This window comes from Terrimonas pollutisoli (assembly GCF_029360765.1).
Taxonomy (GTDB): Bacteria; Bacteroidota; Bacteroidia; order Chitinophagales; family Chitinophagaceae; genus Terrimonas_B; species Terrimonas_B pollutisoli.
Window position 1 is genome coordinate 22770 of sequence record NZ_JARKNA010000009.1, and the last position, 24907, is coordinate 47676.

Genomic DNA, 24907 nt, shown 5'->3' on the forward strand with positions numbered 1-24907 from the left:
AATATTTGAAGTATGAGATCACTATCCGATTATAGCTATCATACTTATCTCAACATTGACAAACTTAGGCAGCGCCGCTACCTGCACGGTTTCCCGGGCGGGAAAATCACCATTAAAGTATTGACCATATACTTCATTGATATCACTAAATTGGTTCATGTCAGTAATGAAAATGGTTGTCTTCACCACATTATTAAAACCAGTATTCGCTGCTGATAAAATAGCTTTAAGGTTTTGCATGACCTGGTGAGTCTCTTCCTGCACGTCCTTTTTCTTCAACTCGCCACTTACTGGATCGATGCATATCTGGCCGGAAATATATAAGGTGTTATCAGCTAATATTGCCTGGTTATACGGACCAATTGGTGCCGGGGCATTGCTGGTCCTGATGACTATTTTATCCATAGTGTTGTTTTAAAATTTGCTCTGGCGAATATAGCTTTATGCGTTTTCTTTGCAAAAAATTGTCTATGCAGGTATTACTAGTAGCAAGTGAGTCATTGAAAGATGAGTTGCTGAATAATACTACCATCCTGCCTGCAATTACGTGGATAACGCAGCCCGGTGAAGAAGACAACACTAAATATGACACCTGCATCGATTTAAATTTTGATAACACCCCTGCACGAATTGACTGGTTAACTCGGTTGCAGTCACCATTGGTGGTTATCAATTCGGTGATCACGCCTTTGCAGCAAATTCAAACCAATTTTATCCGCATCAATGGCTGGAATACTTTTTTGCAAAGACCCATTATTGAAGCTGCAACTATCAGCGAAAACAATAAGCTAATTGCAGAGGAGTTGTTCCTGCTCTTTGGTAAGAAAACACAATGGGTACCTGACATCACGGGACTAATTACACCACGGGTAGTAGCCGCGATTGTTAACGAAGCTTTTTTTGCATTGCAGGAAAACGTCAGCACACGGGAAGAAATCGATATCGCTATGAAATTGGGCACCAATTATCCGTTTGGCCCTTTTGAATGGAGTGAAAAAATTGGATTGGAGAATATCTATGCATTATTAACTGAATTATCCAGGAGCAATAAAAGATATTTTCCGGCTGATTTATTAAAACAAACCGTTTTAAACTAACAATGGGAAATATTTTACATATAGATACGGCTGTCGATACTGCTTCTTTTTGTTTGATGAAAGATGGTGAGCCGCTTCTGTTTGATATCAATAACAATCAAAAAGATCATGCGGCCTGGCTTCACACAGCTATTCAAAAAGGGATTGCTGCTACAGGGCTTACAATGAAAGATCTGGACGCCATCGCTATATCCATTGGCCCCGGCTCCTATACAGGATTACGGGTGGGTTTATCAGCAGCTAAGGGTTTTTCTTTTGCACTGGACATTCCATTGATCACGGTCAATACTTTGGAAATGATGGCCCATGCGGTTCCTGAAGAAGCTGATCTTATATGCCCAATGATTGATGCAAGAAGGATGGAAGTATTTACAGCCCTGTACGATAAAAACCTGCAGGAAGTGGCAAAACCAAGTGCTATGATATTGGATTCGAACAGCTTTAGCGATTTGGTTGAAAAAAATGTGATCGCCTTTACAGGAAATGGGAGGGAAAAATTGAAAAAGATCTTTGCTCACCCCCATGCGATTTTTAGCAATAGTATAGCAACAGCAAAAGACATGGTAGCCATTGCGGAGAAAAAATATGTTGAAAAAAACTTCGCCAACCTCGCTTACGTTGAACCCTTTTATATCAAAGAGTTCCATACCACAATGAAGCTATAACGCATAAATTATTACACATCTTAACAATTTTAATTTCAAAAAGCAATCATGTATAGTTATTTTTGCAACTTAGATTTATCAGTTATTTAATCAGTTATAACTATGAACAACTACACGTTAACATTGAATGCGGCCCCTGATAATGGTTTATCCTTAAAAGTGGATTTGTTGAATGTGAAAAAGGCTTCTTTGATTTTAAGAGCCATCAATCACAAACTTCGTCAGCAGATACTGAAGTTGATTGATGAACAAGGTAAGATCACTGTAACTGAGATCTATGTGAAGCTGAGACTTGAGCAGTCTGTAGCATCCCAACACCTGGCTATCCTCCGCAAAGCGGGGTTTGTAAAAACTGAAAGGGATGGCAAATTCATTTACTATACCATCAATGCAAGCCGGATTGAAGAAATGAACAAATTTGTTGAATCGTTGTTGAACTAAATCGGTTCTGCTAATTCTGTCAGGGAAGCCAATGGCTTCCTTTTTTGTTTCCAAATCAGGTAATTTTGCCTGTTAATCTTTAACTATGTTCATTAAACAATTATACACCGGCTGCATCAGCGAAGCGGCCTATTATATTGAAAGCAAAGGTGAAGCGGCCATTATTGATCCGCTTCGTGATATTGATGTTTATCTCGACCTGGCCAATGAAAGAAAGGCTACCATTAAATATATTTTTGAAACGCATTTCCATGCTGATTTTGTAAGTGGGCATCTTGATCTTGCCAAAGTGACCGATGCGCCAATTATATATGGCCCCGAAACTGTTACAAAATTTAAAGCCCATATAGCCAAAGATGGTGAACAATTTAAGATCGGGGATCTGACATTGGAAGTATTGCATACACCGGGCCATACGCTGGAATCAACCTGCTATTTATTGAAAGATGAAAATGGTAAAGATCATTGCATATTTACCGGCGATACCCTGTTCGTAGGCGACGTGGGTCGTCCCGACCTTGCGCAAAAAGATTCAACAATAACTACTAACGAGCTGGCGGGAATGCTATATGATAGTCTGCAGCAAAAAATTGTTCCCCTGGCTGATGATGTAATTGTCTATCCTGCGCATGGCCCTGGCAGCTCCTGCGGCAAAAACCTTGGGCCCGATACAGACAGCACTATCGGTGAAGAAAAGCAATTCAATTATGCATTAAAGGCAACAAGCAGGGAAGAGTTCATAAAAGTGGTAACGGATGGTATTCCACCACCGCCTCAATATTTCCCCATCAATGCACGCATCAACAAAGAAGGGTATGAAAGTCTTGATGATGTATTGGAACAGGGTATGAAGCCATTATCGGTGGCTGAATTTAAGAAAAGGATGGATGCTGATACAATCGTCCTCGATACAAGAAACTCTGCTGAATTCACACAAGGATTTGTGCCGGGTTCGGTAAGCATTGGCCTCAATGGCAGATTTGCCGAGTGGGCTGGTAGCCTGTTGCCTTTTGATGTTCCGCTATTGCTGGTAAGTGATCCCGGTAAGGAAAAAGAAAGCATTATCCGTTTGGCAAGAGTCGGGCTCGACCAGGTGCAGGGATACCTGGAAGGCGGTTTCGCTGCCTGGAAAAATAGTGGCGAACCTGCGGACATGATCATTGAAGTAGAAGCGGATGAACTGATGATGGATATCCCTTTTGATAAAAATCTCGTCGTAGTTGATGTTCGTAAACCGGTGGAGTATGCCGAGGGTCATCTTGCAGATGCTATCAATATTCCGCTGAACGAAATGACCGATCCGGCGAGTATGGCAAATATCGAGGACCGTCATAATTTATATGTTCATTGCGCCAGCGGCTATCGCAGCATTATAGCAGCATCGCTTTTGAAGCGCCAGGGCATTCACAACGTTCGTAATGTTGTTGGCGGCTGGAATGCAATCAAAGAGCAGGAAAAAGTGGCGATCGTGAAAGATGCGAGTGTGCTGAACTAGCAAGTACAGATCAGGCCTGGGATGTTGAATGATCCGCCTAAGGTTGTTTATTGGATTATTGCCGGATATCCTTCTTTCCATTCGTGTCTCCATCGTCTGTGACTCCATAAATAGTTAGAAGGATTTTTCCGAATGGTATCTTCCAACACTTTTTTATACATAAGCGTTAACTGTTCAGCCGTATGATCTGTTCCATTTTCCGTGATAGGCACAATGCGGAATTTATAATAGCCCCGTTTCACTTTCTCAAATCCTACAAATACAACGGCTGTATTATTTTTTACGGCGCCTTTACCCGGGCCTGTTACAAAAGGTGCTGGCTGGCTAAAAAATTTTAACCAAAAAGCATTAGCAGGATTACTGGGGTTTTGATCTGCTGCTAAGGCAAGTATATATTGATTGGTAAAGACATTGTGCATTTTATTTCTAAAGTCCCTGGTCGAAATCATGATAGTGCCATACCTCGATCTTACTTTAAAAAAAATTTTATCTATTATTTTATTATTTACCGGGGCGTATATCCCTACAAATGGGATTTTCACATACATCGCATATACCAGGTTTGCAAATTCCCAGTTAAACTGATGCCCCGCCATAATGTGAATGTTTCGGCCCTTTGCAATCAACTCGTTGATATAACCAAACTCACAATGGCTTCGCTTCTCCACTTCTTTCCTACTTATTGAGATCATTTTGATGGACTCAATAAATGTATCCGTAAAATTGAGGTAAAACTCTTTGGCAATTTTTTGCCTTTCCTGCAAGGACTTTTCCGGAAAAGCAATAGCAAGATTGTTTAGCACCACATCCTGCCTGTATTTCATGATCCTGAAAAGAATGAAAAAAGCAAAATCAGAAAGAAGATACAACACTCTTAAAGGCAACAGCGAAATAGTATATAGAACCCCGTAAACGATATAGTACAGAACCACGATTCTTTTGATTTATATGGATTTTGCGGAACGCAAAGAACCACGAATTTTTTTGATTTATATGGATTTTACGAAAATAAAATGGCCACTTTTGAAAACTCCTTTAACATCCCCTAAATCCACTTTTTAATCCGATAAACCGTGGTTCTGTCATAGTACAATATTCTGAACAAGTTCACTCTTATCCGGGTAGTCCGTATTGTAGTGCAATCCCCTGCTCTCCTTGCGGAAACTGGCGCCTTTTACAATCAGGTATCCAACGGTGATAAGATTGCGAAGTTCCAGCAATTGTGGTGAGAGGGTCGCTTCCTCGTATAATTTCTCCGTTTCTTCCCACAACAAATCGAGGCGGCGCATGGCTCTTTGCAAACGAATAGTGTTTCTTACAATGCCAACATAGTCACTCATTACCTGTTGTAGCTCTTTCAAGCTTTGCGTTATCAGGATCATTTCTTTGGGCTCACTGGTACCCTTTGCATTCCAGTCAGGCACATCCTCTTTGAGGGAAATATCCTCCGCCTTCTCCACCACATCCAGGTAGCAACGATGGGCAAACACCATGGCTTCCAGCAGTGAATTACTGGCCAACCGATTGGCGCCATGCAAACCGGTACTCGAGCACTCGCCACACACATATAAATTCCGGATAGATGTTCTGCCCCATTCATCTGTTTTAATGCCACCACAGCTATAATGTGCAGCAGGCGCTACCGGTATCATATGCTCTGTAATGTCAATACCGACGCTCAGGCATTTTTGATAAATATTGGGAAAATGTTCAATAAATTTTTCTTTACCAAAATGCCGGCAATCAAGCCAAACGTGTTCTGTACCGGTCCGTTTCATTTCACTATCGATCGCCCTCGCTACAATATCCCTTGGCGCCAGGTCCTTTCTTGGATCATATCGCTCCATAAAAGCTTCGCCCTCCTTATTACGAAGAATGCCGCCATCGCCCCTTACTGCTTCAGTTATAAGGAAGGCCTGTCCCCGCAAACCCGGTTCATACAATGCTGTAGGATGAAACTGGATAAACTCCATGTTTTCTATCCGCCCTTTTGCCCGGTACACCATCGCTACACCGTCGCCTGTTGCAATAGAGGGATTTGTTGTCGTGCGATACACCTGGCCATTACCACCTGTAGCCAGCAAAGTGAATTTTGTTAATATTTTTTCAATACGATTGGTTTCAAGATTGAGCACATACACTCCATAACATTCAATATCCGGAGCTGATTTGGTAACAAGATAGCCCAAATGGTGCTGCGTGATAATATCGACTACAAAACAATGTTTGATGATCTCAATATTTTTTTGAAGAGAAACAGCTTCCAATAAAGCCCGTTCCATTTCCCAACCTGTGATGTCTTTGTGATGAATGATGCGAAATTCCGAATGACCGCCTTCTTTGCCTAATTTATAATCGCCGTCTTTTTCCTTGTCAAACCTGGCTCCCCATTCAATCAACTCTCTCACCCTGTCCGGGCCTTCCTTCACTACGATTTCAACAACTTCTTCATTGCACAACCCATCGCCTGCTATGAGTGTATCTTCAATATGCTTTTCGAAACTGTCCTTCTCCAGGTCATTCACTACAGCTACACCGCCCTGCGCATACTTGGTATTGGTTTCATCAGCAGCAGCTTTTGTCATTACCAATACTTTTTTTTCAGGAAATTTTTGGGCTACTTTCAAAGCGTATGTCAAACCCGCAATGCCCGTACCTATTACTAAAAAATCAGTTTGCCGCATTTAATTAATATTTGTGGGGAGCTAAGTTACTATTATGTGCATTTCCCTGATATTTTATTCATTACAATAAAAAATCCGGTGCTTCATCTTTTACGATCTGCGTTCGTAACCTTCCTAACCATAAAGTGGTATTGTTTTAAATTACTTCGTAAGCTACCTTAGCGGTCCACTTTTACTTTACAAGTCAATTTCTTCACCACACAGAGCTGATTTATTACTTATTGCAGGTAGCAGCAATGGAGTTGTGGTTCTGATCAACAAAGTCCTTAAAAAATTATCGCAGTAAAAACCGGTAAGCAAACCCGGATAGAAATCTTTTGCATCATCTGAAGATGAATGCAACTATTAACCATTAAACTTTTATTTTATGGCAAATGAAATGAAAACACGGGAAACAAGTCTTCCCTGTTGTCCCGACTTAATCAAGGATGATCATTGTGATGTGATCAACTTCAGCAGGGTACTCACCTATCCTACTACTGTAAATGCTGCCGGGCGCAGAAGGGTTTCAGTAGAAGTGATCCTTCATTTTAAATTTTCACGATGTACATTGGGGCTTACGCTTGGTGACCCGGCGTACAGTACCACATTATTACCAGGAGAAAAAGTAAGACTGAGCACTACCGACAGGCGCAGCCGGTTTAGTTATGACAGTGAGACCAAAGTGAGCTATCGAAGTGAGCAAATTTCTGAAGAGCAGTATTACATGACAGCCGTACAAAAGTATATGGCCGATGCTTCTGCCGCCCAATCCGGCCATGCTGAAAGCTCATCAGAAGGTCACTGGGATTTTCACGGTGATGCGGAAGGCAGTGTAAATCCTTTTAGTTTAAGTGCCAGCGCCAGCACCAGTGCCAGTGGAAATCATAACAATCATTCCGTAGCGGATTACCTCAACCAGCAGAAGTCGCATGTACAAAGTTCCGCATCACAGGCAGTAAGCGCTACCCGTAAAGCCCACTCCGTTTCCATTGGCGAAGTGAGCAGCCGTACGCATATCGAAGGTGAATCGGAGGATCACTTTGAAGCATCATCAAGAGAGTTCACCAATTATAACAAATGCCATGCGGTAACTTATATTTTTTACCGGCTGAATAAAAAACAAAAAATAAAATTTGAACTCGTTGCTATTGAAAGAAGGGTATTGGATGATAATGCACCTGTTGGTGGTGTATTACAACCGGGGGCAAGAAAGGTCCCCATCGCATTAGTACCGCAGGATATTCCGGCCACAGTAACAATTAAAAGAGCAGCTGAAATGGCGACTGCTGCCGGCGTCAGTGCACGAAGCGCCAATGTTGAATTCGCATCTTTCGCTGCAGCCCCGTCCCCGTTATTAACAAAGCCCGTTTTTACATCTGCCCAAAATTTTGGAATACCGATAGAAGGTGAAACCCGCAGCCAGGCGCTGAAAGAAGTAGATGAGCAACTCATGGCCAAAAACCTGATTGATAAAGCCGGTAATGTAACCAAAGAAACAAAACAGGCCATTGAATTTGAATCAGAATTTTCATTACCCACACCCGGCATTATTGTAAAAGGATGTCTGGATGATTGTGATGTATGTGAACCACAGCTGAAAGAAAGAATGCAATTGGAAAATGATCTGCTCCGCAAACAAATAGAACTACTGGAAAAATCACAGGAGTACAGATGCTGTCCGCCTGCGCCGGTGATCAGTGATTAAGAAACGTTCTGAATAATCGGCGATCACATTTTTTCAATTTCAAATTTTTCCAGAGTATTCCTTATCCGTGCCCTTATTTTTCTTTAACCCGCTGAACTACGCTGCTAATGCAGAAATGTTCAGCCATTAAACCTTGTCAGCTATGTTAATTACAATGCAAGGCAACTGGACAGTTGCCGTAAAATCAAAATCTGCTGCTTTTCCCCAGCGATTCATCATTGCTGGAGCTGTTGCAGGCAATGGCACTTATAACGGAGTCACTGCAACTCCTGCTGTCAGTGTTATTGGCGACCAATGGACTATTGCCATACAAAATGATGATGGAAGTGGTTTTCAACTATCGGATACCCGTATCAAATTCCCGGTTAAAATCGGCAACAATGTAAGTTTCGATATTGAATCAAACGATGCGGGAGCCGATGCGGATTTCAACGATCTCATTCTTACCTGCAGTACTGTATTCAGTGAAAGTGATTTTTTAATCTATGGAAATGTTACCCGCTATTCAGGCTGCATTATCAATCCCTGCATCAGGCGATGGGTGGTGGTGGATACTTACAAAGGATTATTAGAAGCATTGAAATATCCGAAGCTCCGCGAAGTGATTGAAAAATTATATCCTGAAAGAGTTCCGGTTGTTCCAATACCACCTGACCCTCCTCCCTATTTTACACCGTTGATGATAAACCTGCAGGATGAAGCGCAGTTACCGCCAAAATTGGCTAATGTATTTCGCAGAACAGATAGCACAGACACTGATCAAAAGACTGCTCCAAAAAAAGTAAAAGCCGAAACTAATACTTCACGCCTTAGTTTTTCAAGAACAGCCGTTGTTGGCGGAGCTGCAGCCTCTATGGCCAATCGTTTTGCATATGATAAGGTGGCATTGGGAGCTATCAAAGATTCATTGAAGTTTGTATGTACTACCGGACCTGCTGCCAACATCACTTTAAACTTTGAAGAATATGATCGAACAGCAGCCGAGCTGGCGGGTGGTCCTTATACAGGTACAGGCAACCGGACTGTATTGGGTAGTTCTATTACCGATATGTTTGGAAATTATATTTTCCGCTTTCGTCAGAGCCTTTCTGAACTGGCTGATGAAGTAACTGAAGATATTGCAAGCGGCGAAACAGAAGCTTTCCAGATATTACCTGATGTGATCGTAAAAGTAAACCAACTGGCTCCCTTCTTTACTACGCTGTTTGAAAGTGCGCCTTATTTCAATATCCCTTCGCTGAAACGAGTTGATCTTTGCTTACCCGACAGCAAGCTTCCTTCATCTTCCATTTGTTTCAATGGCAATTTGGTCGGTAGTCTTGGTAATGTTTTTGTAGGTGGCAATCAAAATACAACGGCAAGCACATTACCTGCCAGCTTAGACAGAAACGGGTACAACAATCATCTTCGTGCCGACGGAAAAGTCACGGTGCATAATACCCAGGCATTATTCAATATTGATTGCGCCTGTTGGGGAGGTACCATTGATATGTTTGGCTGTATGTTTAATATTCTCCGGAAAAAATCAGACCCCATCATTCGCAATTACACAATAAGGTACAGGAGGGCTGGTACATCCAATTGGGAATTTGTAAACCAAACTTATCTGCATCCAAAATTTTCAAAACGGAATTTGCCTAATTATAATGGTGACCAGGTAGGCCCCTTCTTAACACCACTGCATATTAATGGAAATGGCAATCCTAAAGTAACGGTGCCCGCCTATATCAACATACAGGCAGAAGTAAATGTGGATGGTGTTGACTGGGAAGCCAGCCACCTGGATCGCTATATGCAACTCAACACAAATATTTATGATTGGGATAATGCCAGCAACTCACATTTACCGGGTAAAATTTATTTTCGTGTGGACGGATGGGATAGCAATGGCAAATTAGTGCCAGGCGCCACAGATCTTATTGCGTTATTCATCAGCAATAAAACGCTTGATTTTGGATTAGGCGCTGTTGATTTTGTAAGCCCGATTGAAAAAATACCTTGTGGCCTGTATAAAATGGCTGCATCAGAATTAAACACAGCTTTGCGGATTCTATTCAAAGCAAATGATCCGTATGGATTTGTCAATCATTATAAGCTGACATTCAGTAAATGTCCTTCGGCTATTAAGTTAGATATTCTGAGCCCGGCATTACCTGAAAATCCCAATATATCAGGAATATTGGTAAATGGCGTAAACGCTAATAATACCGATGGCAACGACTGCCCTGGTAATACCGGCACCATTGCTGATTTTGCAACCACCGGTTTTGTAAATGTGGAATTGCAACCCGACAGCACAGAAGGCGGTTGGCTGAAATCGACAGAAGAATTTGGTGTATTCAGTGTTCACTTAGAAGCATCAAGAAGATCAACGAATGGGTATAATTCCGGTATTGAAGGACTTTACCTGGCTTCAGCAGCATTTTATATAATCAAAAAATAAAACCTTGTTTTTTGTTTTATCAATACTGGCCACCTGGCGGTTAACGCATTTATTTTCTAAGGAAGACGGTCCCTGGAATATGATCTATCATATCCGCAAAGCAGCCGGAGCAGGTTTCTTCGGAAACCTGCTCGACTGCTTTTATTGTTTGAGCGTCTGGATAGCTTTGCCATTTGGTATTTGGCTTGGAAACAACTGGTGGGAAAAAATTTTGTATTGGTGGGCATTGTCAGGTGGCGCATGTTTGCTGGAACAATTAACAACATCCCATTTACAATCAAATAAACCTGATTACAAAGAAGATTAAAAAATACAACTATGTGCAATTGTGGCAATAAAAGAAATGAATTTACACAATCGTTAATCGGAGCTGTAAATGATGAAAGAGTTCGATCACAACTATGGCCGGATGTGAGTTTCGAGTATACCGGCGAAACTGCTTTATCTGTTACCGGTTATATAACCGGAAAAAAATACCGTTTCCATCATCATGGAGACATACAGTTGATTGATTACCGGGACGCATCAGCTATGATGGCCGTACCTGTGCTCAAAAAAGTAAAAGGCAAAGAATAAGCCTGTTTAGATGATCATTCATCCTGCCGGATATAACGATTAGCTCCTTCAATAATAAAAAATTGAGCCATTCCGTATGTGAGCATGATTATAATTGCCGCTTCAGGGACAGATTGATAAAATTTATTGATGGCCAGCACCGAGTCTGAAATTACAAACAGCAAGGCCCCGATCATCATCCGCAATCCTGCCCTTTTGTTTTTTATAAATAGCATATGCATCGCCAACATAAACATAAAGCTGATCACTATGCCATATATCCTGACGGGCAACTTCATCGTTCCCAACCAGGGCGATAAAATGGAAACCAGGAAAGTGTAATAGATGACAACCATCAACAACAAATACCACCTGCTTTTTACATTCTCTCTTATGCGGACAAAATGAAAAAATAATATATAAAAGATATGCGCCAGCAGGAAAGCTGAAAGACCCAATAAGAAAAAAATGGAGTTATCGCCTGTTAACATCAGCAACACATCACCCAGCCAGGAGAATAACAGTGCGATGATGACCCATTTTTTTAAATCACTTTTTACATGACGGGTTTGCAATATGAAATAAGCCAATAGCCAGATTACAATTAGTGGCTTAAAAACCCACTCGGCAATTTTATAGTTTAGTTGTACTGCTATAAGATCGCCGAGCAGAATGAAGGCAAAAACTATGATCCGGTATTTTTTTTTCATGATGGCATGCCTGGCCGGCTGTAAATAATGTTCAGGATTATTTGCCGCTAAAATAAATTTTATTTGAATGGTGTTATGGCGCTACCCAGGCATCATGTTCTTTCAACAGGTTGATGAGCTCTTCTACTGCTACTTCGCTGTTGACATTTCGCTTCATTACTTCTTTGCCTTTGTACAAAGTAATCTTGCCGGGACCGCTGCCCACATAGCCAAAATCAGCATCGGCCATTTCTCCCGGGCCATTAACAATACAACCCATGATGGCAATTTTTACACCTTTGAGATGATTTGTCCTTGAACGGATTTTAGCGGTCGTCTCCTGCAGGTCAAATAATGTGCGGCCACAACTGGGACAGGAAATATATTCCGTTTTGGAAATCCTTGTTCTCGTAGCCTGTAATATGCTAAAAGCGGTGTTATTGACAAACTGTTCGATAGTTTGATTGCTAAGATAATTTCTTCCCGATGAATTTACCTCGCCGAAGCTCACAGCTAAATGCTCATAGCTTTTCGCTGCCATGCCCAAACAAATCCCATCCCCAAAACCATCCAGCAACAAAGCCCCTGTTTCTGTAGCAAAATGAATCAGGTGTTCATCTGCAGTTTGCCAGTTGCTATCTGTTATCAACACGACAGGGTTATTAATTTTTCTTTCCATCAGCTCGGTCAACATGCGACGAACGGCGGGTATGATATGCGGATGTTTGCTGCTCAGGCATAATACCACCGTTTTATCGTTGGCGAGTTCATCCAAATAAGTAAACCCATTTAAAGGAGTGGCTTCACTAAAACAATCCAGCATCACAAAATTTAAGGTGTCACTTTTTGTTTCCGCTTCCAGGTATCCTTTTGCTTCATAAATGGGAAAATATTTTGTCTTATCAGCAGCGCTATCCCAGTGACCCGGCCATGTAATGACCTTCAACATACCGGGTAAAGCAAAGTTTAGTTCAGCCTTGCCCGTAAAAATATAATCCGCTGCGGAGTCACTAATATTCCATTTATCGGTGGCTTCGTCATACGTGTAGCCCACACTTTGCAAGTGTGAAGGAGTGATTGCCGGTATCTTACTCATATCGGCAATAACAACCGGCACATGCTTACCACCAATGTTATCAATTTGAAATGTTTCTCTTCGTTGATAGTGAAATGGATCATAGGGAAGCCTGGAATCTGGAACTCCGTTCCGGTCAATTGCAGTAACGGAGTTCTCGTTAATTGGCGGAATCATAGCGAGGTCCTTTACCGCTGGCTCCTTTGCCGGAACAGAGTTCCGGCTTCCGGTTTCATATCTCTTCACCAAATCCCTGCAAACCGGGATCTCCAGTTCGGGATCTTCTGTCAATGAAACCCTGATCGTATCGCCCAGTCCGTCCTCGAGCAGTGTACCAATGCCAATGGCACTTTTCACCCTGCCATCTTCTCCATCGCCGGCTTCGGTTACACCCAAATGCAATGGATAACATTCGCCGAATTCATCAAACATTGTTTTCACCAGCAAACGATAAGCTTGCACCATTACCTGGGGATTGCTGGCTTTCATGCTCAATACAATGTTGTGATAAGTTTCCGCCCTTGCTATCCGCAAAAATTCCATGGCGCTTTCCACCATACCCATTGGCGTATCACCATAGCGGCTCATGATGCGGTCACTCAGCGAACCATGATTGGTACCGATCCGCATAGCCGTTCCATACTCTTTACAAATTTTTATCAATGGAGTAAACCTGTCGCGGATACGATCTATCTCTTCCGCATAGTCGGCATCGCTATATTCGATCAGCTCAAATTTTTTCTTATCAACATAATTACCCGGGTTCACTCTCACCTTCTCTACGATTCGTGCCGCAATTTCTGCAGCATTGGGTGTAAAATGGATATCAGCTACCAACGGAGTGGTATAACCTCTTTTTCGCAATTCATTTTTTATGTTCAGCAAATTCTCTGCTTCCTTTTTAGATGGCGCCGTAATACGCACCAGTTCGGCTCCGGCCTCAATGCAACGGATAGACTGTTCCACCGTTGCCATCGTATCCATTGTATCAGTTGTGGTCATCGTTTGAATGCGGATAGGATGACCCCGATAACCATCGGGATTGCCCAGCAACAGATCGCCGATTTTTACCTCTTTGGTCGCAAGTCGTTTATATTCAGTTAAAGAATTACAATATAATTGCATAGAAAATTTGCTGATTGAAGAAAATCAAGCAAAGTTAAGCAAACTGCCTTGTAGGGAAGGCTGACACCGGCAATTGTGATGTGATTATCCGGATTATTACCAATCCTTTGGCTGACCACCTCCGGATTTTGATTTTTCCTTCTGTAATCTTTCCTGGACTTCTCTTTCTTTTTGCTCCAGCAATTTAAGCCTTTGCTCAGCCTCTTTCTGGTTCATTCTTGGCTGGGGCTTCTGTTGTTGTTTTTGCTGTTGCTTGTTTTGTTTATCGTTTTTTTTGGGGGTCTTCTTTTTAAGTTCTAATAATGCCTTTTGCAAATTTTCTCTTGCTTCTTTATCATCCGGGTTTTGGCGCAAAGCATTTTTATAGGCCTCAATGCTTTCTTCCAGGTTTTGCTGACCGGAAAGAATGGCTCCTTTGTTATAATAAGCTTTTGACTTCAACTGGTGGTCATCGGTCTTGAAAGCAACATCGTTAAATACCTTAATTGCCTCCCCTGATTTGCCCTGTTTTTGCAAAGCCAATGCCCGGTTATATTTGGCAGTACTATTATCAGGATCTTTTTTCAGTACTTCATTATATGCCGTTTCAGCCTGTTGGTATTGTTGCTGTTTATATAACTCGTTGGCTTTTTGAATTTCTCTTTCAATTTCCTGTTCCTGTGCCGTGCTTTCCTGTGCCTGCAGATTTGTTGCAGAAATTATACATAGCGCCGTTATCGTCCAAAAGCTCTTCATGCCTTCACTTTCTTTATTTCAGGAATAAAATACTCACCTAGCAGCAATAACAACATGGCTGCTGCAAATAACCAATAATATGCTTTAAAATTGATCAGGGATACATCCGTAAAAGCCTTTGTTTCTATTTCCGACAACTGCTGGTGTAATAACCGAACTGCTTCATCGCTTTCCTGCAGTCGGATATAAATACCGTTAGTGGCTTCAGCAATCTGCTTTAACTCTGTTTCATTCAATTTGGAGATAACGGTAGCACCTGTGGCGGGATCAACCTTGTTTTCTCCAGTCACAGGGTCAGGAATATAGGAACCGTCCGGAGAACCAACGCCCACCGTATTGATCATCATTCCCTGTTTAGCATATTCCTGGGCTGTTTTTAATGCTTCGGGGTCATGGTCTTCACCATCCGAAATTAATATTACGGCCTTGAATCTTCTTTCGTTTGTATTAAAAGCGAAACTGCTTCGGCGTATGGCCTCGCTGATCACTGTTCCCTGTTGTGGCACGGCCTCCGGCGAAGCAGATGAAACAAACATCCGGGCAGCCCCATGGTCCGTTGTTAATGGCATTTGCAAATAAGCCTTACCGGCAAACAATACAAGGCCAATGCGGTCATTCGGCATCGTGTTCATTAGTTTGCCGATGAGTTGCTTTGCTCTTTCCAGCCTGTTGGGCGCAAGGTCTGTCGCCAGCATGCTTTTGCTTACATCCAATGCAATTACTACATCAATACCTTTACGGTTCATGCCTTCCGGGCCACCGGGCTTGCGCAAATCCATGGCCATAATTACCCCCGCTGCAAATGCAATACTGATCATTCCAAATTTTAATGCGAAGAGCCCCGGAGAATAACTTCCCATCAACACTTTGACCAGCATTGCATCCCCTATCCTTTTTTGCACCTTCTTTTTCCATCTTACTAAGAAAATAAAAAGCAACAGGAATAAAATAACACCTGCAAAAAGCCAGATAAACTCTTTATGAAAAAATTGAAATCCCAAAGGGTGAAATGTATAATGGTAATTTAAAAGTTTGCAGCTCAAGGTAAACAAAGATCACACCAAACAAAATGCATTTTTGCCTGATTTGAAACGGAAAAGAACGGGCGGTTTTACGTTGTGCCTGTTGTGCCTGTCTACATTTTCCCTTCCAGGAATCCCAGCTGTTTTAAAATATCTTTCAGCATTTTCATTCTCACGTTGGGCATATCGAAATTGGGATCCGGTGATTCTACATTCAATACAAAAAAATAAGGATGTTTATTCTCTTCGACCCAACCGACTATCCAACCCAGGTGTTTTTTTGTTTTTTCATTCCAAAATGCCCAGCCTGTTTTATAGGCCAGCCGGTAATTAGCGTTGTTTTCAAATAACATCGCCCGTTTTACGGTTTCCTGGTAGGTTTTAAAAAAAGGCAATTGATCAAAATACAATCTTTTCACCAGGCCAAGCTCTTCGTCCGGTGTTATCTTCAACGAATTGTCAAGCCAGAAAGTATCAATAGCTGAAGTGATCTTTTTGGTACCATAACTTAACGTATCAAGCCAACGCTGCATAGTGTCCTTTCCTATCCTACGTGCAACTTCCTGGTAGTAGGGAACGGCTGAAACCCGAAACGCTTCATACATGGTAAGATCCTTATTCCAGGTATCAAACGGTCTTTTAATTCCATCCCATTTTATCACCATGCTATCATTAGTGATCACACCTGTTTGCAATCCAATCAACGAATTGACGATCTTAAACGTTGAAGCAGGCAGGTAGCTGCTATCACGATAGCGGGATAAATTATATACAGTGAATTTACCTGTGCCGTTATCCATCAGGGCAAAACAACCTGTCGCTTTATTTTCATCGAAATATTTTCCAAGGCTGTCATCCACTTTTACATTATTAGGAGAGCAGGCCCCGATAACTATAGCAATCAAAAAGCAATACCCAACAATTTTCATCGGTAAAAAAAATTTTGGCAAAGTTAGGCGCAATGAATGGGGTGACAAGCAGCAAATGCTAAAATGTGAAAGTTGGAATTATATTTATTCGCATATAGCCATACCCGACGGGATGATCAGATATAAAAGCCGCCTTTATGTTTATAATGCTTTACGCCATGGCAATCCCTTTTGGCCGCAGCACAAGATGCCAGCAGAAAAATGGATAATGCAACAACTACAATAAAAAGAAGCACCCTCTTCATACCAACGTTTTAAGAATAGAGAAAACAATAATGAGAAATCAAATTAATTTTCGGTAGAGTTGCTTCATCGTGGAGATACTAAAAATACTATTTCTTTCCTATTTAACGGAAAATAGAAATGATTTGTTTCTGAACCAGCCAAAAATTTCCTGGCGACCGTGAACCCCGATTTTCTCTACATTTATAGACTCAAAAACCAAAACCTTTAATCATGAAACATTTACCTCTCTTTATCGGGTTCGCACTAACCTTTCTGCTGGCTTGTAATAACAATAAAAAACCGGGTGTCACAGTCACCAGCGAAGATGGGAAAACAACGGCTACGATTAATACCAATGAGCTGTCAAAAACCGCTGATGCCTTTCAAAAGAAAGCAGAAGAATTACAAAAATTATCGCCTTATACACTCGACCAGATGAAAGCTATGCTGCCGGAGGAATTAGCCGGCGCTAAACGTTCAAAATTTTCCGCCAATAGTGCCATGGGTGCAGCTTTTGCCGAGGCTGACTATAAAATCAACGACTCAACCGATCTTGAATTGAAAATTTTTGATTGCGCCGGGCAGGCAGGCGCCGGTATTTATAGCATGCAGTACCTGGGTATGATGAACTTTGAGTCAGAAAGTGATGATGAATACACCAAATCCGTTGACTTCAAAGGCGGAAAAGCGATAGAGCATCTCAATAAAAGAAATAACCGTGCTACACTTACTTACCTGTCCGGCGACCGCTTACTGGTAACACTTGAAGGGCAAAACATGGATGTAGACCTGCTGAAAAAAATAGCTGGCGAATTAAGTTTGAAATAAATTCATAATCTGAATGGAGGAAAAGCACTCCTGTGAATAGGGGTGCTTTTGTTTTGACGGCAGTTTATGCCAGTCAATTTGAATACATGGTTTTCTGCATTTAATAATACTATTTTAACCATCTGTCTTTGGTTGATTTTTCCGTTTTGATATTGTTTATTTTTAAGCAAACAACAACTAGCTATATGAAACGCAGAGAGTTTATTCATTCCTCCTCTACTTATCTAGCAGGTTTGGGTATTGCCAGTATCTTACCTTATGATTTATTGGGCAGCAGAGTTAGTACAGCTGATAAGGTCCGAATCGGAGCTATCGGCATTAATGGCATGGGTTGGGCAGATTTGATGAGCCTATTAAAAGATCCCCGTGCGGAATGTGTCGCCTTGTGTGATGTTGATAAAAATGTATTGGACAAAAGGGTTGGCGAATTCGCTCAAAAAAATAGTAAGGTAAAAGCAGAAAATGATTACAGGAAATTGCTGGAGAATAAAGATATCGATGCCATCATCATCGGTACACCTGATCACTGGCATTGCAATATGATGATTGAAGCCTGTGCGGCAGGTAAAGATGTATATGTTGAAAAACCTGTCGGCAACTCCATCGTGGAGTGCAGCGTTATGGCAGCGGCTCAAAAAAAATACAATCGGGTGGTGCAGGTGGGTCAATGGCAGCGCAGCAATAAACATTATGCCGATGCGATGGCATTTGTTCACTCGGGTAAATTGGGCAATGTGCGCCTGGTAAAAGCCTGGGCTTACCAGGGATGGATGAAGCCGGTAACGGTTAAACCCGATGGCGCCCCGCCCCCTGGTGTAGATTATGAAAAATGGCTGGGCCCCGCACAAAAAAGGCCTTTTAATGAAAACCGCTTTCATTTTAATTTTCGCTGGTTCTGGGACTATGCCGGCGGATTGATGACTGACTGGGGCGTGCATATGATCGACTATGCCTTGTTGGGCATGAAAGCCTCGACACCAAAAGCTATTATTGCGGCAGGGGGAAAATTTGCTTATCCTGATGATGCTTCCGAAACACCCGATACCTTGACTACCGTCTTTGAATTTGAAGGTTTCAATTTGCAGTGGGAGCATGCTACCGGTATCGATGGAGGACCTTATGGAAGAAATCATGGTGTTGCGTTCATCGGCAATAACGGAACATTGGTCGTAGATCGCAACGGCTGGGAAGTAATTCCGGAGGATCAAAAAATGGAAGCTGTGCCATTACAGAAAAAATCAGACGATGGTCTGCTATTGCACACTAAAAATTTCCTCGACGTCATCCAATCACGAAAATTAGATGATCTGAAAGCGCCGATCCAGGCAGGCAGCCATGTTGCCACCGTTTGCCAAATGGGCAATATTGCTTACAAAACAGGCAAGAAGATTTATTGGAATGCGGGAAAGAATAAGTTTACCGACAATGATGCGAATAAATTTTTAGCGGCAGAGTATCATAATGGATATAAGATACCGAAAGTGTAAAAAAAAACGAAGCGGACTTATCGGTCCGCTTCGTTTTATCAAACGTGAATGCATTTACTTTAGCACTCCCAATTCTTTTCCAATTTTGGTAAACGCAGCAATCGCTTTATCCAGATGTTTTTGCTCATGTGCAGCGCTTAACTGCACCCTGATCCTTGCCTGGCCTTTGGCAACAACCGGGAAAAAGAATCCAATCACATAGATTCCTTCTTCAAGCAACTTGGCAGCAAAATTTTGCGCCAGCACTGCATCGTATAGCATAATCGGAACGATGGGGTGATCACCGGGTTTAATATCAAATCCCGCTTCCGTCATTTTGGTACGGAAATATTTCGTGTTGTATTCCAGTTTGTCCCGTAACTCAGTCGTTTCCGTAAGCATATCCAGCACAGCGATTGATGCACCCACAATAGAAGGGGCCAGCGTGTTACTGAATAAATAAGGCCTCGATTTCTGACGAAGCATATCGATCACTTCTTTTTTACCCGAGGTAAAACCTCCTGAAGCACCACCCAACGCCTTGCCCAGTGTACCGGTAATGATATCGATCTTACCCATCACACCACGATACTCATGAGTTCCCCGTCCTGTTTTTCCAAGAAAACCGGAGGAGTGACACTCATCGATCATAATGATAGCATCATACTTTTCGGCGAGTTCCACAATCTTATCCAGCTGCGCAATGGTGCCATCCATACTGAACGAACCATCTGTTACGATAATGCGGCTACGGCATGTTGAAGATTCTTTCAGTTTTGCTTCCAGGTCATCCATATTGTTGTGCTCATAACGGAAGCGTTGCGCTTTGCACAGGCGAACACCGTCAATAATAGATGCATGGTTCAGCGCATCCGAAATGATGGCATCCTCCTCATTGAACAGCGGTTCAAATACGCCTCCGTTGGCATCAAAAGCCGCCGCATATAAGATCGTATCTTCTGTGCCCAGGAATTCGGAAATTTTTTCTTCCAGTTCTTTGTGTATATCCTGCGTACCGCAGATAAAACGGACGCTGCTCATTCCATAACCATGCGAATCGATGGCAGCATGAGCAGCGGCAATCACTTTTGGATGAGAAGAAAGGCCCAAATAATTATTGGCGCAAAAATTCAAAACCGTCTTACCTCCCACTTTTATCTCGGCCCCCTGCGGGCTGGTAATTATCCGTTCCGTTTTATAAAGACCGGCCGCTTTTATTTCCTCTGTTTCTTTAGCTATGCGTTGGGCGAACTTTTGATTCATAGTTGAAATTTGAGCCGCAAACCTACGTAAAGTTTTCAGCTCAATATGAACAACCGTTTGCCCCCATCCCCTAAAGAGGAGAAAGCCATGCTAACTCATTATTGCCCGCCCCAGTTGGCTATACCTTCCCCAGTTGAATATTGAGCATTGATCCTTCGATAAGCTCAGGATTGGATATTGAGCATTTCTGTTTACAGTTCTCCGGATAGATAAGGCGGATATTTTCAATTTTCACTATCCGGTCCGGGTATTTCACCCCCCATTTTCCGCATTTCATTGGCAAAATTCCGCTTCCCGTCAATTATTGTCTTTTATGACTTTTACAAGGTTTTACCTTTACTGTAACATTTTGGCGGTTTGTGCCGTCAAATGTTAGAAACCACCCAACATGAGATTGAAACCAACCATACAATTCCTGCTGACTATGCTTGCCATTTTGGGTATTTTCCTGGTATTCCAATCTTCCACGCCGGTTTCTAAGGACGATTCTTCCAATGAGTCAATGAATGACTGCTGCAAAAAGAAGACAACCAGCGACAAAATGATCTGGGAAAACCTTTCACAACAGTTTTTCTCCACATTATAAGCCTGGAAGGGTAAATTTTTCTCCCGATTGTAACTTTTTCTATTGTTAACCGTATAAATTAAGAATCCGGGCTCATATAGTAATTTTGAGCTAACCGGTTACAGGCTGTTTATGACTGAAAGGGAATATAACGAATGTGTTACTACTTACGCAGACAATGTGTATCGCTTCATTGTGAAAAACCTTCGCCATGAAGAAGATGCAAGGGATGTGGTACAAACCGCTTTTGAAAAAATGTGGCGCAACCGCGAAGAAGTAGATGTACAACGGTCAAAATCCTATCTCTTTACGGTGGCTTATCACCAAATGATCGACCATATCCGGAAAGTGAAAAGGATTCAACTGAAAGAGGAGTTTACCGAAGGCTCGAAGGTGCAGGACAGGCCAGCTAATAACCTGAAAAAAGTATTGGAAGAAGCGCTGAACCGGTTGAGCGAAACACAGCGGTCATTGGTTTTATTAAAAGACTACGAAGGATATAGTTATGATGAAATAGGACAGATAACGGGCCTTAGTGAAAGCCAGGTAAAAGTGTACCTGCACAGGGCCAGGGTGCAATTGAAGGAATATTTGGTAAAAATTGAAAATGTGATTTAAACAGAGGTCAGAGGCCTGAAGTCAGAAGGATATCAATCCTTTCCCAGGCGTCAGACATCGGACATCAAACATCATGAAAATTACCCGTCATAATTACGAAGAGTATTTTGTCCTCTACCTGGATAATGAGTTGAGCAGTGAAGATCGCAGGGAGGTAGAACTTTTTGTACAAGATAATCCCGACCTGAAAACAGAACTGGATCTGCTGCGCCAAAGCCAGTTGATACCGGACACGTCGATTGTTTTTTCTAACAAAGAAGAACTGATGCGTACATCCGGTGCTGCCAGTATCATAAATGATTCCAACTACGAAGAATGGTTAGTCCTTTATATAGACAATGAGTTGACCCCTGCTCAAAAAATAGCTGTTGAAGAGTTTATTGCAGCTCATCCGGCCATCCAATTGCAATTGGAGAATTTGCAAAAAACAAAACTGCAACCTGAAACAATCATTTTCCCCGATAAAGAATCATTATACCGAAAAGAAGAGAAAGTAAGAGTTGTTGCCATTCATTGGAGACGCATTGCTGTAGCTGCTGCCTTATTATTAGTAAGTTCAACAGCACTTATAGTATTTAATAAAAAAGGGAACAAAGAAACCAGTATCACAGGGATCAAACCTGGAGTGAAAGAAAATGTTCCTGCCAATGTGATTGAGCAACCAGCAACTGAAAAAAAGCAGGCAAACGAAAATAACGAGCTTGCCAATACTGATCCCATCAAAGAAAATACTGACGCTGGTAACAATGCTGTTGTGATAAAAGAAGAAAAGATTGAAAGAAAAGAAAAAACGAAACAACAATTGCCCGTTGAAATAAAGCAAAATGATGCAGTGGTGACAAAGACAAAGGAAGAGAAGAAAAAAACAAATGCTCTGCCACAACCTGTTTATAATCCGAATGTAAACAAAGAGCTGAATCAAAACTCTATTGCACAGGTTGAAATTCCCGTCAAAGAATCGTTAACAAATCCTAAAGAAACAAATCAACCATACATTGTAACTCCTAATAGCTCACGTCCGTTAGACAATGTAATAGCGGCATCGTCAAAAGAATCGTTGGATCCGATTGATGATGAGCAGCCAGGCAAGAAAAACAAACTCCGCGGATTTTTCCGGAAAGTCACCCGGACGTTTGAAAAAACCACCAATATCAAGGCGACAGATGAAGATCGCTTACTGGTAGGCGGGCTGGCAATTAAATTATAATTTCACTTTTTTTAAAAACAGATTTATATGAAAAGGTTTTTTACCCTTTGCATCGCATTGTGTACTATTATGACCGGCTTTGCGCAGACAGATACATTACCCAAACAAGCTCCTGATACAATTAAAATTGGCGGCATGGTGATCATTCGTGAGGCAGGAGGCACTTATGACAGCACGAAGAATCGTAATAAAATATTCCGCATTAATAACCGCCGTAACAATGACAAGCCAGCCAACATCAGTACCAACTGGTGGATCTTTGATATCGGCTTTTCTAACTATGTGGACAACACGAACTACACTTTTGCCGTTACTTCCGGCTTCGTTGCACCAGGTATTGGTGAAGAAGATCTGAAAGCAAGGGCCGGTAAATCAAGAAATGTAAACATCTGGGTGTTTATGCAGCGGATCAATATGATCAAACATATTGTAAACTTAAAATATGGATTGGGAATAGAATTAAATAACTATCATTTTGAAAATAAAAACATCCGGTTTAATGAAACCCTCCCAAGGATAGACCTGGGCCATACCGATGTTTCTAAAAACAAGTTAGCGGCAGATTATCTTACAGTACCCCTGATGCTGAACTTCAACTTTACTCCTCAAAAGCGGCAAAACTTTGGCATCAGTGCTGGTGTAAGTGCCGGTTGGTTATACAGTGCACGCCAAAAAATTAAGAAAGACGGTGATGTTGATAAAACAAAAAGCGATTTCGACCTGCGCAAATGGAAGCTTTCTTATGTTGGTGAAATAGCCCTGGGACCCGTTAAATTATATGGTTCTTATGCTTTTAAAAGCATGTTTGAAAAAGGAGTTGACCTCACCCCTTATAACGTTGGTTTCCGCTTTAGCAACTGGTAAAGAAAAATTACCACGTAAGAGTCGCTGAACGTTAATAAAATCAACGATCATTTTTCACAACTGCATTCTTTATTTATACACATCCCGCTGAAAATTTTCAGCGGGATTTTTCTTTGCATCATTTTTGCTAATTGCGTATCCTTGTAATACCAACTTGCTATCAGTTCACAGGATGTGAGGCGCGGGCTGGTAGCTTAGTTGCTATTACACCAAACGCTATAGTTAACTTTAAGCGTTCGGTGTAAAGTATTCGTTAAAGAAATCCACATCGAAAAATAAATAAATCTGTACCGCCGTTTGATAAGAGACGGTAAAGGATAGACTATGAAAAGTATTCTTTTATTCAGTTCCGTATTATTAGGAAGCGGCCTGTTGCTATTCAATTCTCCTTCATCAAAAAATATTGTTTCAAAAAAATTAAATAAGCGGTCAGCCGGCGCTGGTCCGGTGGGTACTATTTCAATTCTGATTGACAAGTCGGATTATGAATTGAGCGTCTATGATGAAAAAGGTTGGTATGCTACTTACCCTGTCGTATTTGGCAACAATAGTCTCGATGATAAAAAAATGGAAGGCGACAACAAAACTCCGGAAGGCAGTTTTAAGATCGTAAGTAAAAGGGTGCACGAGAAGTGGTACCGGTTTCTGGCCATCGATTATCCAACCAGGGAAAGCTGGGAAAAATTCAATGCCCGTAAAAGAAGAGGGGAAATTCCGGCTAATGCTTCTATTGGCGGCTCCATCGGCATTCACGGCACCTGGCCCCATGAAGATTTTGTCATCGACAAATATAAAAACTGGACCATGGGGTGCATTTCCATGAAAAAAGATGATGTACTGGAAATATATGCCTATACACCTATTGGAACAAAGGTTGTTATCCGCAAATAAACAGTTGATTGATCCGGCAAAATGATCGAAATATTCTCCCCGAAAGAAAATCTGCAGAATATAAAAAAATTGTCTCAATTTAATTTGTTAGTCATAATAAAAAACCCTTAGTTTTGTTTTAACAAAGGGAACGTTTACTGTCCGACTCTTCTAAGCCCTGCAACCCGCACTTTATCTAAATTTTCTGCCCGAGTTTTTGAATCGGTTTTCAAGTTCTGATTGTACCAATGATATTGGTATCTATGATGACGTGTTTTCAAAATCATTTACAGGCGTGGCGAAACGTGCCTGTATAACGGGGAAACTTGCCATATATGCTAACACTATACTGCAGGCCT

At 41.7% G+C, this 24907-nt stretch carries 25 protein-coding genes; 15 read left to right on the forward strand and 10 right to left on the reverse strand.

Annotation, left to right across the window (positions count from 1 at the left end; translation table 11 throughout):
* Window positions 1-21: 21 nt before the first annotated feature.
* Entirely contained in the window at window positions 22-405 is a 384-nt protein-coding gene (locus P2W73_RS15260) for a RidA family protein (protein WP_276502934.1), read from the reverse strand.
* Between the two features lie 65 nt (window positions 406-470).
* On the opposite strand from P2W73_RS15260, the gene P2W73_RS15265 reads away from it, so the two are divergent.
* From P2W73_RS15265 to P2W73_RS15280, 4 genes are all read left to right on the forward strand, one after another.
* Complete coding sequence (locus P2W73_RS15265; protein ID WP_276502935.1) at window positions 471-1097, forward strand: 3-hydroxyacyl-CoA dehydrogenase family protein; 627 nt, start codon at window positions 471-473, stop codon at window positions 1095-1097.
* 2 nt (window positions 1098-1099) lie between these two features.
* Window positions 1100-1762, forward strand: coding sequence for a tRNA (adenosine(37)-N6)-threonylcarbamoyltransferase complex dimerization subunit type 1 TsaB (gene tsaB, locus P2W73_RS15270; RefSeq protein WP_276502936.1), 663 nt, complete (start codon window positions 1100-1102; stop codon window positions 1760-1762).
* A 102-nt stretch (window positions 1763-1864) separates the two neighbouring features.
* Window positions 1865-2203: an ArsR/SmtB family transcription factor gene (locus P2W73_RS15275; RefSeq protein ID WP_276502937.1), complete on the forward strand. Its 339-nt coding sequence runs from the start codon at window positions 1865-1867 to the stop codon at window positions 2201-2203.
* An 85-nt stretch (window positions 2204-2288) separates the two neighbouring features.
* Window positions 2289-3698, forward strand: a complete 1410-nt coding sequence (locus P2W73_RS15280) for an MBL fold metallo-hydrolase (protein WP_276502938.1) — start codon at window positions 2289-2291, stop codon at window positions 3696-3698.
* 47 nt (window positions 3699-3745) lie between these two features.
* Here the strand turns inward: P2W73_RS15280 and P2W73_RS15285 are convergent, their stop codons facing one another.
* Together P2W73_RS15285 and nadB are read right to left on the reverse strand one after the other, a co-directional pair.
* Entirely contained in the window at window positions 3746-4630 is an 885-nt protein-coding gene (locus P2W73_RS15285) for a lysophospholipid acyltransferase family protein (RefSeq protein ID WP_276502939.1), read from the reverse strand.
* Between the two features lie 150 nt (window positions 4631-4780).
* Window positions 4781-6382 carry an L-aspartate oxidase gene (gene nadB / locus P2W73_RS15290; protein WP_276502940.1) on the reverse strand — a complete coding sequence of 534 codons (1602 nt, stop codon included), beginning with the start codon at window positions 6380-6382 and terminating at the stop codon, window positions 4781-4783.
* Window positions 6383-6749: 367 nt separating this feature from the next.
* Between nadB and P2W73_RS15295 the strand changes: the two genes are divergently transcribed.
* From P2W73_RS15295 to P2W73_RS15310, 4 genes are all read left to right on the forward strand, one after another.
* The gene (locus P2W73_RS15295) at window positions 6750-8069 is read left to right on the forward strand and encodes a hypothetical protein (protein WP_276502941.1); all 1320 of its coding nucleotides are present in this window, start codon (window positions 6750-6752) and stop codon (window positions 8067-8069) included.
* Between the two features lie 142 nt (window positions 8070-8211).
* Window positions 8212-10512, forward strand: a complete 2301-nt coding sequence (locus tag P2W73_RS15300; protein WP_276502942.1) for a hypothetical protein — start codon at window positions 8212-8214, stop codon at window positions 10510-10512.
* A 4-nt stretch (window positions 10513-10516) separates the two neighbouring features.
* Window positions 10517-10819, forward strand: a complete 303-nt coding sequence (locus P2W73_RS15305) for a DUF1360 domain-containing protein (protein ID WP_276502943.1) — start codon at window positions 10517-10519, stop codon at window positions 10817-10819.
* Window positions 10820-10830: 11 nt separating this feature from the next.
* The gene (locus P2W73_RS15310; RefSeq protein ID WP_276502944.1) at window positions 10831-11088 is read left to right on the forward strand and encodes a hypothetical protein; all 258 of its coding nucleotides are present in this window, start codon (window positions 10831-10833) and stop codon (window positions 11086-11088) included.
* A gap of 14 nt (window positions 11089-11102) precedes the next feature.
* Here the strand turns inward: P2W73_RS15310 and P2W73_RS15315 are convergent, their stop codons facing one another.
* The 6 genes from P2W73_RS15315 to P2W73_RS15340 form a co-directional block, all read right to left on the reverse strand.
* The gene (locus P2W73_RS15315; RefSeq protein ID WP_276502945.1) at window positions 11103-11777 is read right to left on the reverse strand and encodes a lysoplasmalogenase; all 675 of its coding nucleotides are present in this window, start codon (window positions 11775-11777) and stop codon (window positions 11103-11105) included.
* A gap of 73 nt (window positions 11778-11850) precedes the next feature.
* A complete protein-coding gene (ispG, locus tag P2W73_RS15320; protein WP_276502946.1) occupies window positions 11851-13956 on the reverse strand; it encodes a (E)-4-hydroxy-3-methylbut-2-enyl-diphosphate synthase in 2106 nt (701 codons plus the stop codon).
* Window positions 13957-14052: 96 nt separating this feature from the next.
* A complete protein-coding gene (locus P2W73_RS15325; protein ID WP_276502947.1) occupies window positions 14053-14691 on the reverse strand; it encodes a tetratricopeptide repeat protein in 639 nt (212 codons plus the stop codon).
* On the reverse strand, window positions 14688-15692 hold the full coding sequence (locus tag P2W73_RS15330) for a VWA domain-containing protein (protein WP_276502948.1): 1005 nt from the start codon (window positions 15690-15692) through the stop codon (window positions 14688-14690). The genes P2W73_RS15325 and P2W73_RS15330 overlap by 4 nt, the downstream gene beginning before the upstream one ends.
* A gap of 134 nt (window positions 15693-15826) precedes the next feature.
* Window positions 15827-16642, reverse strand: a complete 816-nt coding sequence (blaOXA, locus tag P2W73_RS15335; RefSeq protein WP_276502949.1) for a class D beta-lactamase — start codon at window positions 16640-16642, stop codon at window positions 15827-15829.
* A gap of 116 nt (window positions 16643-16758) precedes the next feature.
* Window positions 16759-16887, reverse strand: a complete 129-nt coding sequence (locus P2W73_RS15340) for a hypothetical protein (RefSeq protein ID WP_276502950.1) — start codon at window positions 16885-16887, stop codon at window positions 16759-16761.
* Window positions 16888-17098: 211 nt separating this feature from the next.
* On the opposite strand from P2W73_RS15340, the gene P2W73_RS15345 reads away from it, so the two are divergent.
* Together P2W73_RS15345 and P2W73_RS15350 are read left to right on the forward strand one after the other, a co-directional pair.
* Window positions 17099-17695, forward strand: a complete 597-nt coding sequence (locus tag P2W73_RS15345; protein WP_276502951.1) for a hypothetical protein — start codon at window positions 17099-17101, stop codon at window positions 17693-17695.
* 185 nt (window positions 17696-17880) lie between these two features.
* On the forward strand, window positions 17881-19182 hold the full coding sequence (locus P2W73_RS15350) for a Gfo/Idh/MocA family protein (protein ID WP_276502952.1): 1302 nt from the start codon (window positions 17881-17883) through the stop codon (window positions 19180-19182).
* 54 nt (window positions 19183-19236) lie between these two features.
* Here the strand turns inward: P2W73_RS15350 and kbl are convergent, their stop codons facing one another.
* Complete coding sequence (gene kbl / locus P2W73_RS15355; RefSeq protein ID WP_276502953.1) at window positions 19237-20424, reverse strand: glycine C-acetyltransferase; 1188 nt, start codon at window positions 20422-20424, stop codon at window positions 19237-19239.
* Window positions 20425-20812: 388 nt separating this feature from the next.
* Between kbl and P2W73_RS15360 the strand changes: the two genes are divergently transcribed.
* The 5 genes from P2W73_RS15360 to P2W73_RS15380 all read left to right on the forward strand — a co-directional run bounded on the left by P2W73_RS15360 (window position 20813) and on the right by P2W73_RS15380 (window position 24569).
* Entirely contained in the window at window positions 20813-21010 is a 198-nt protein-coding gene (locus P2W73_RS15360) for a hypothetical protein (protein ID WP_276502954.1), read from the forward strand.
* 111 nt (window positions 21011-21121) lie between these two features.
* Entirely contained in the window at window positions 21122-21607 is a 486-nt protein-coding gene (locus P2W73_RS15365) for an RNA polymerase sigma factor (RefSeq protein ID WP_276502955.1), read from the forward strand.
* A gap of 73 nt (window positions 21608-21680) precedes the next feature.
* The gene (locus P2W73_RS15370; RefSeq protein ID WP_276502956.1) at window positions 21681-22814 is read left to right on the forward strand and encodes an anti-sigma factor family protein; all 1134 of its coding nucleotides are present in this window, start codon (window positions 21681-21683) and stop codon (window positions 22812-22814) included.
* Window positions 22815-22841: 27 nt separating this feature from the next.
* Entirely contained in the window at window positions 22842-23678 is an 837-nt protein-coding gene (locus tag P2W73_RS15375; RefSeq protein ID WP_276502957.1) for an outer membrane beta-barrel protein, read from the forward strand.
* 324 nt (window positions 23679-24002) lie between these two features.
* Window positions 24003-24569 (forward strand): L,D-transpeptidase family protein, encoded by a 567-nt coding sequence (locus tag P2W73_RS15380; protein ID WP_276502958.1) that lies wholly within the window; start codon window positions 24003-24005, stop codon window positions 24567-24569.
* Window positions 24570-24907 lie beyond the last annotated feature (338 nt).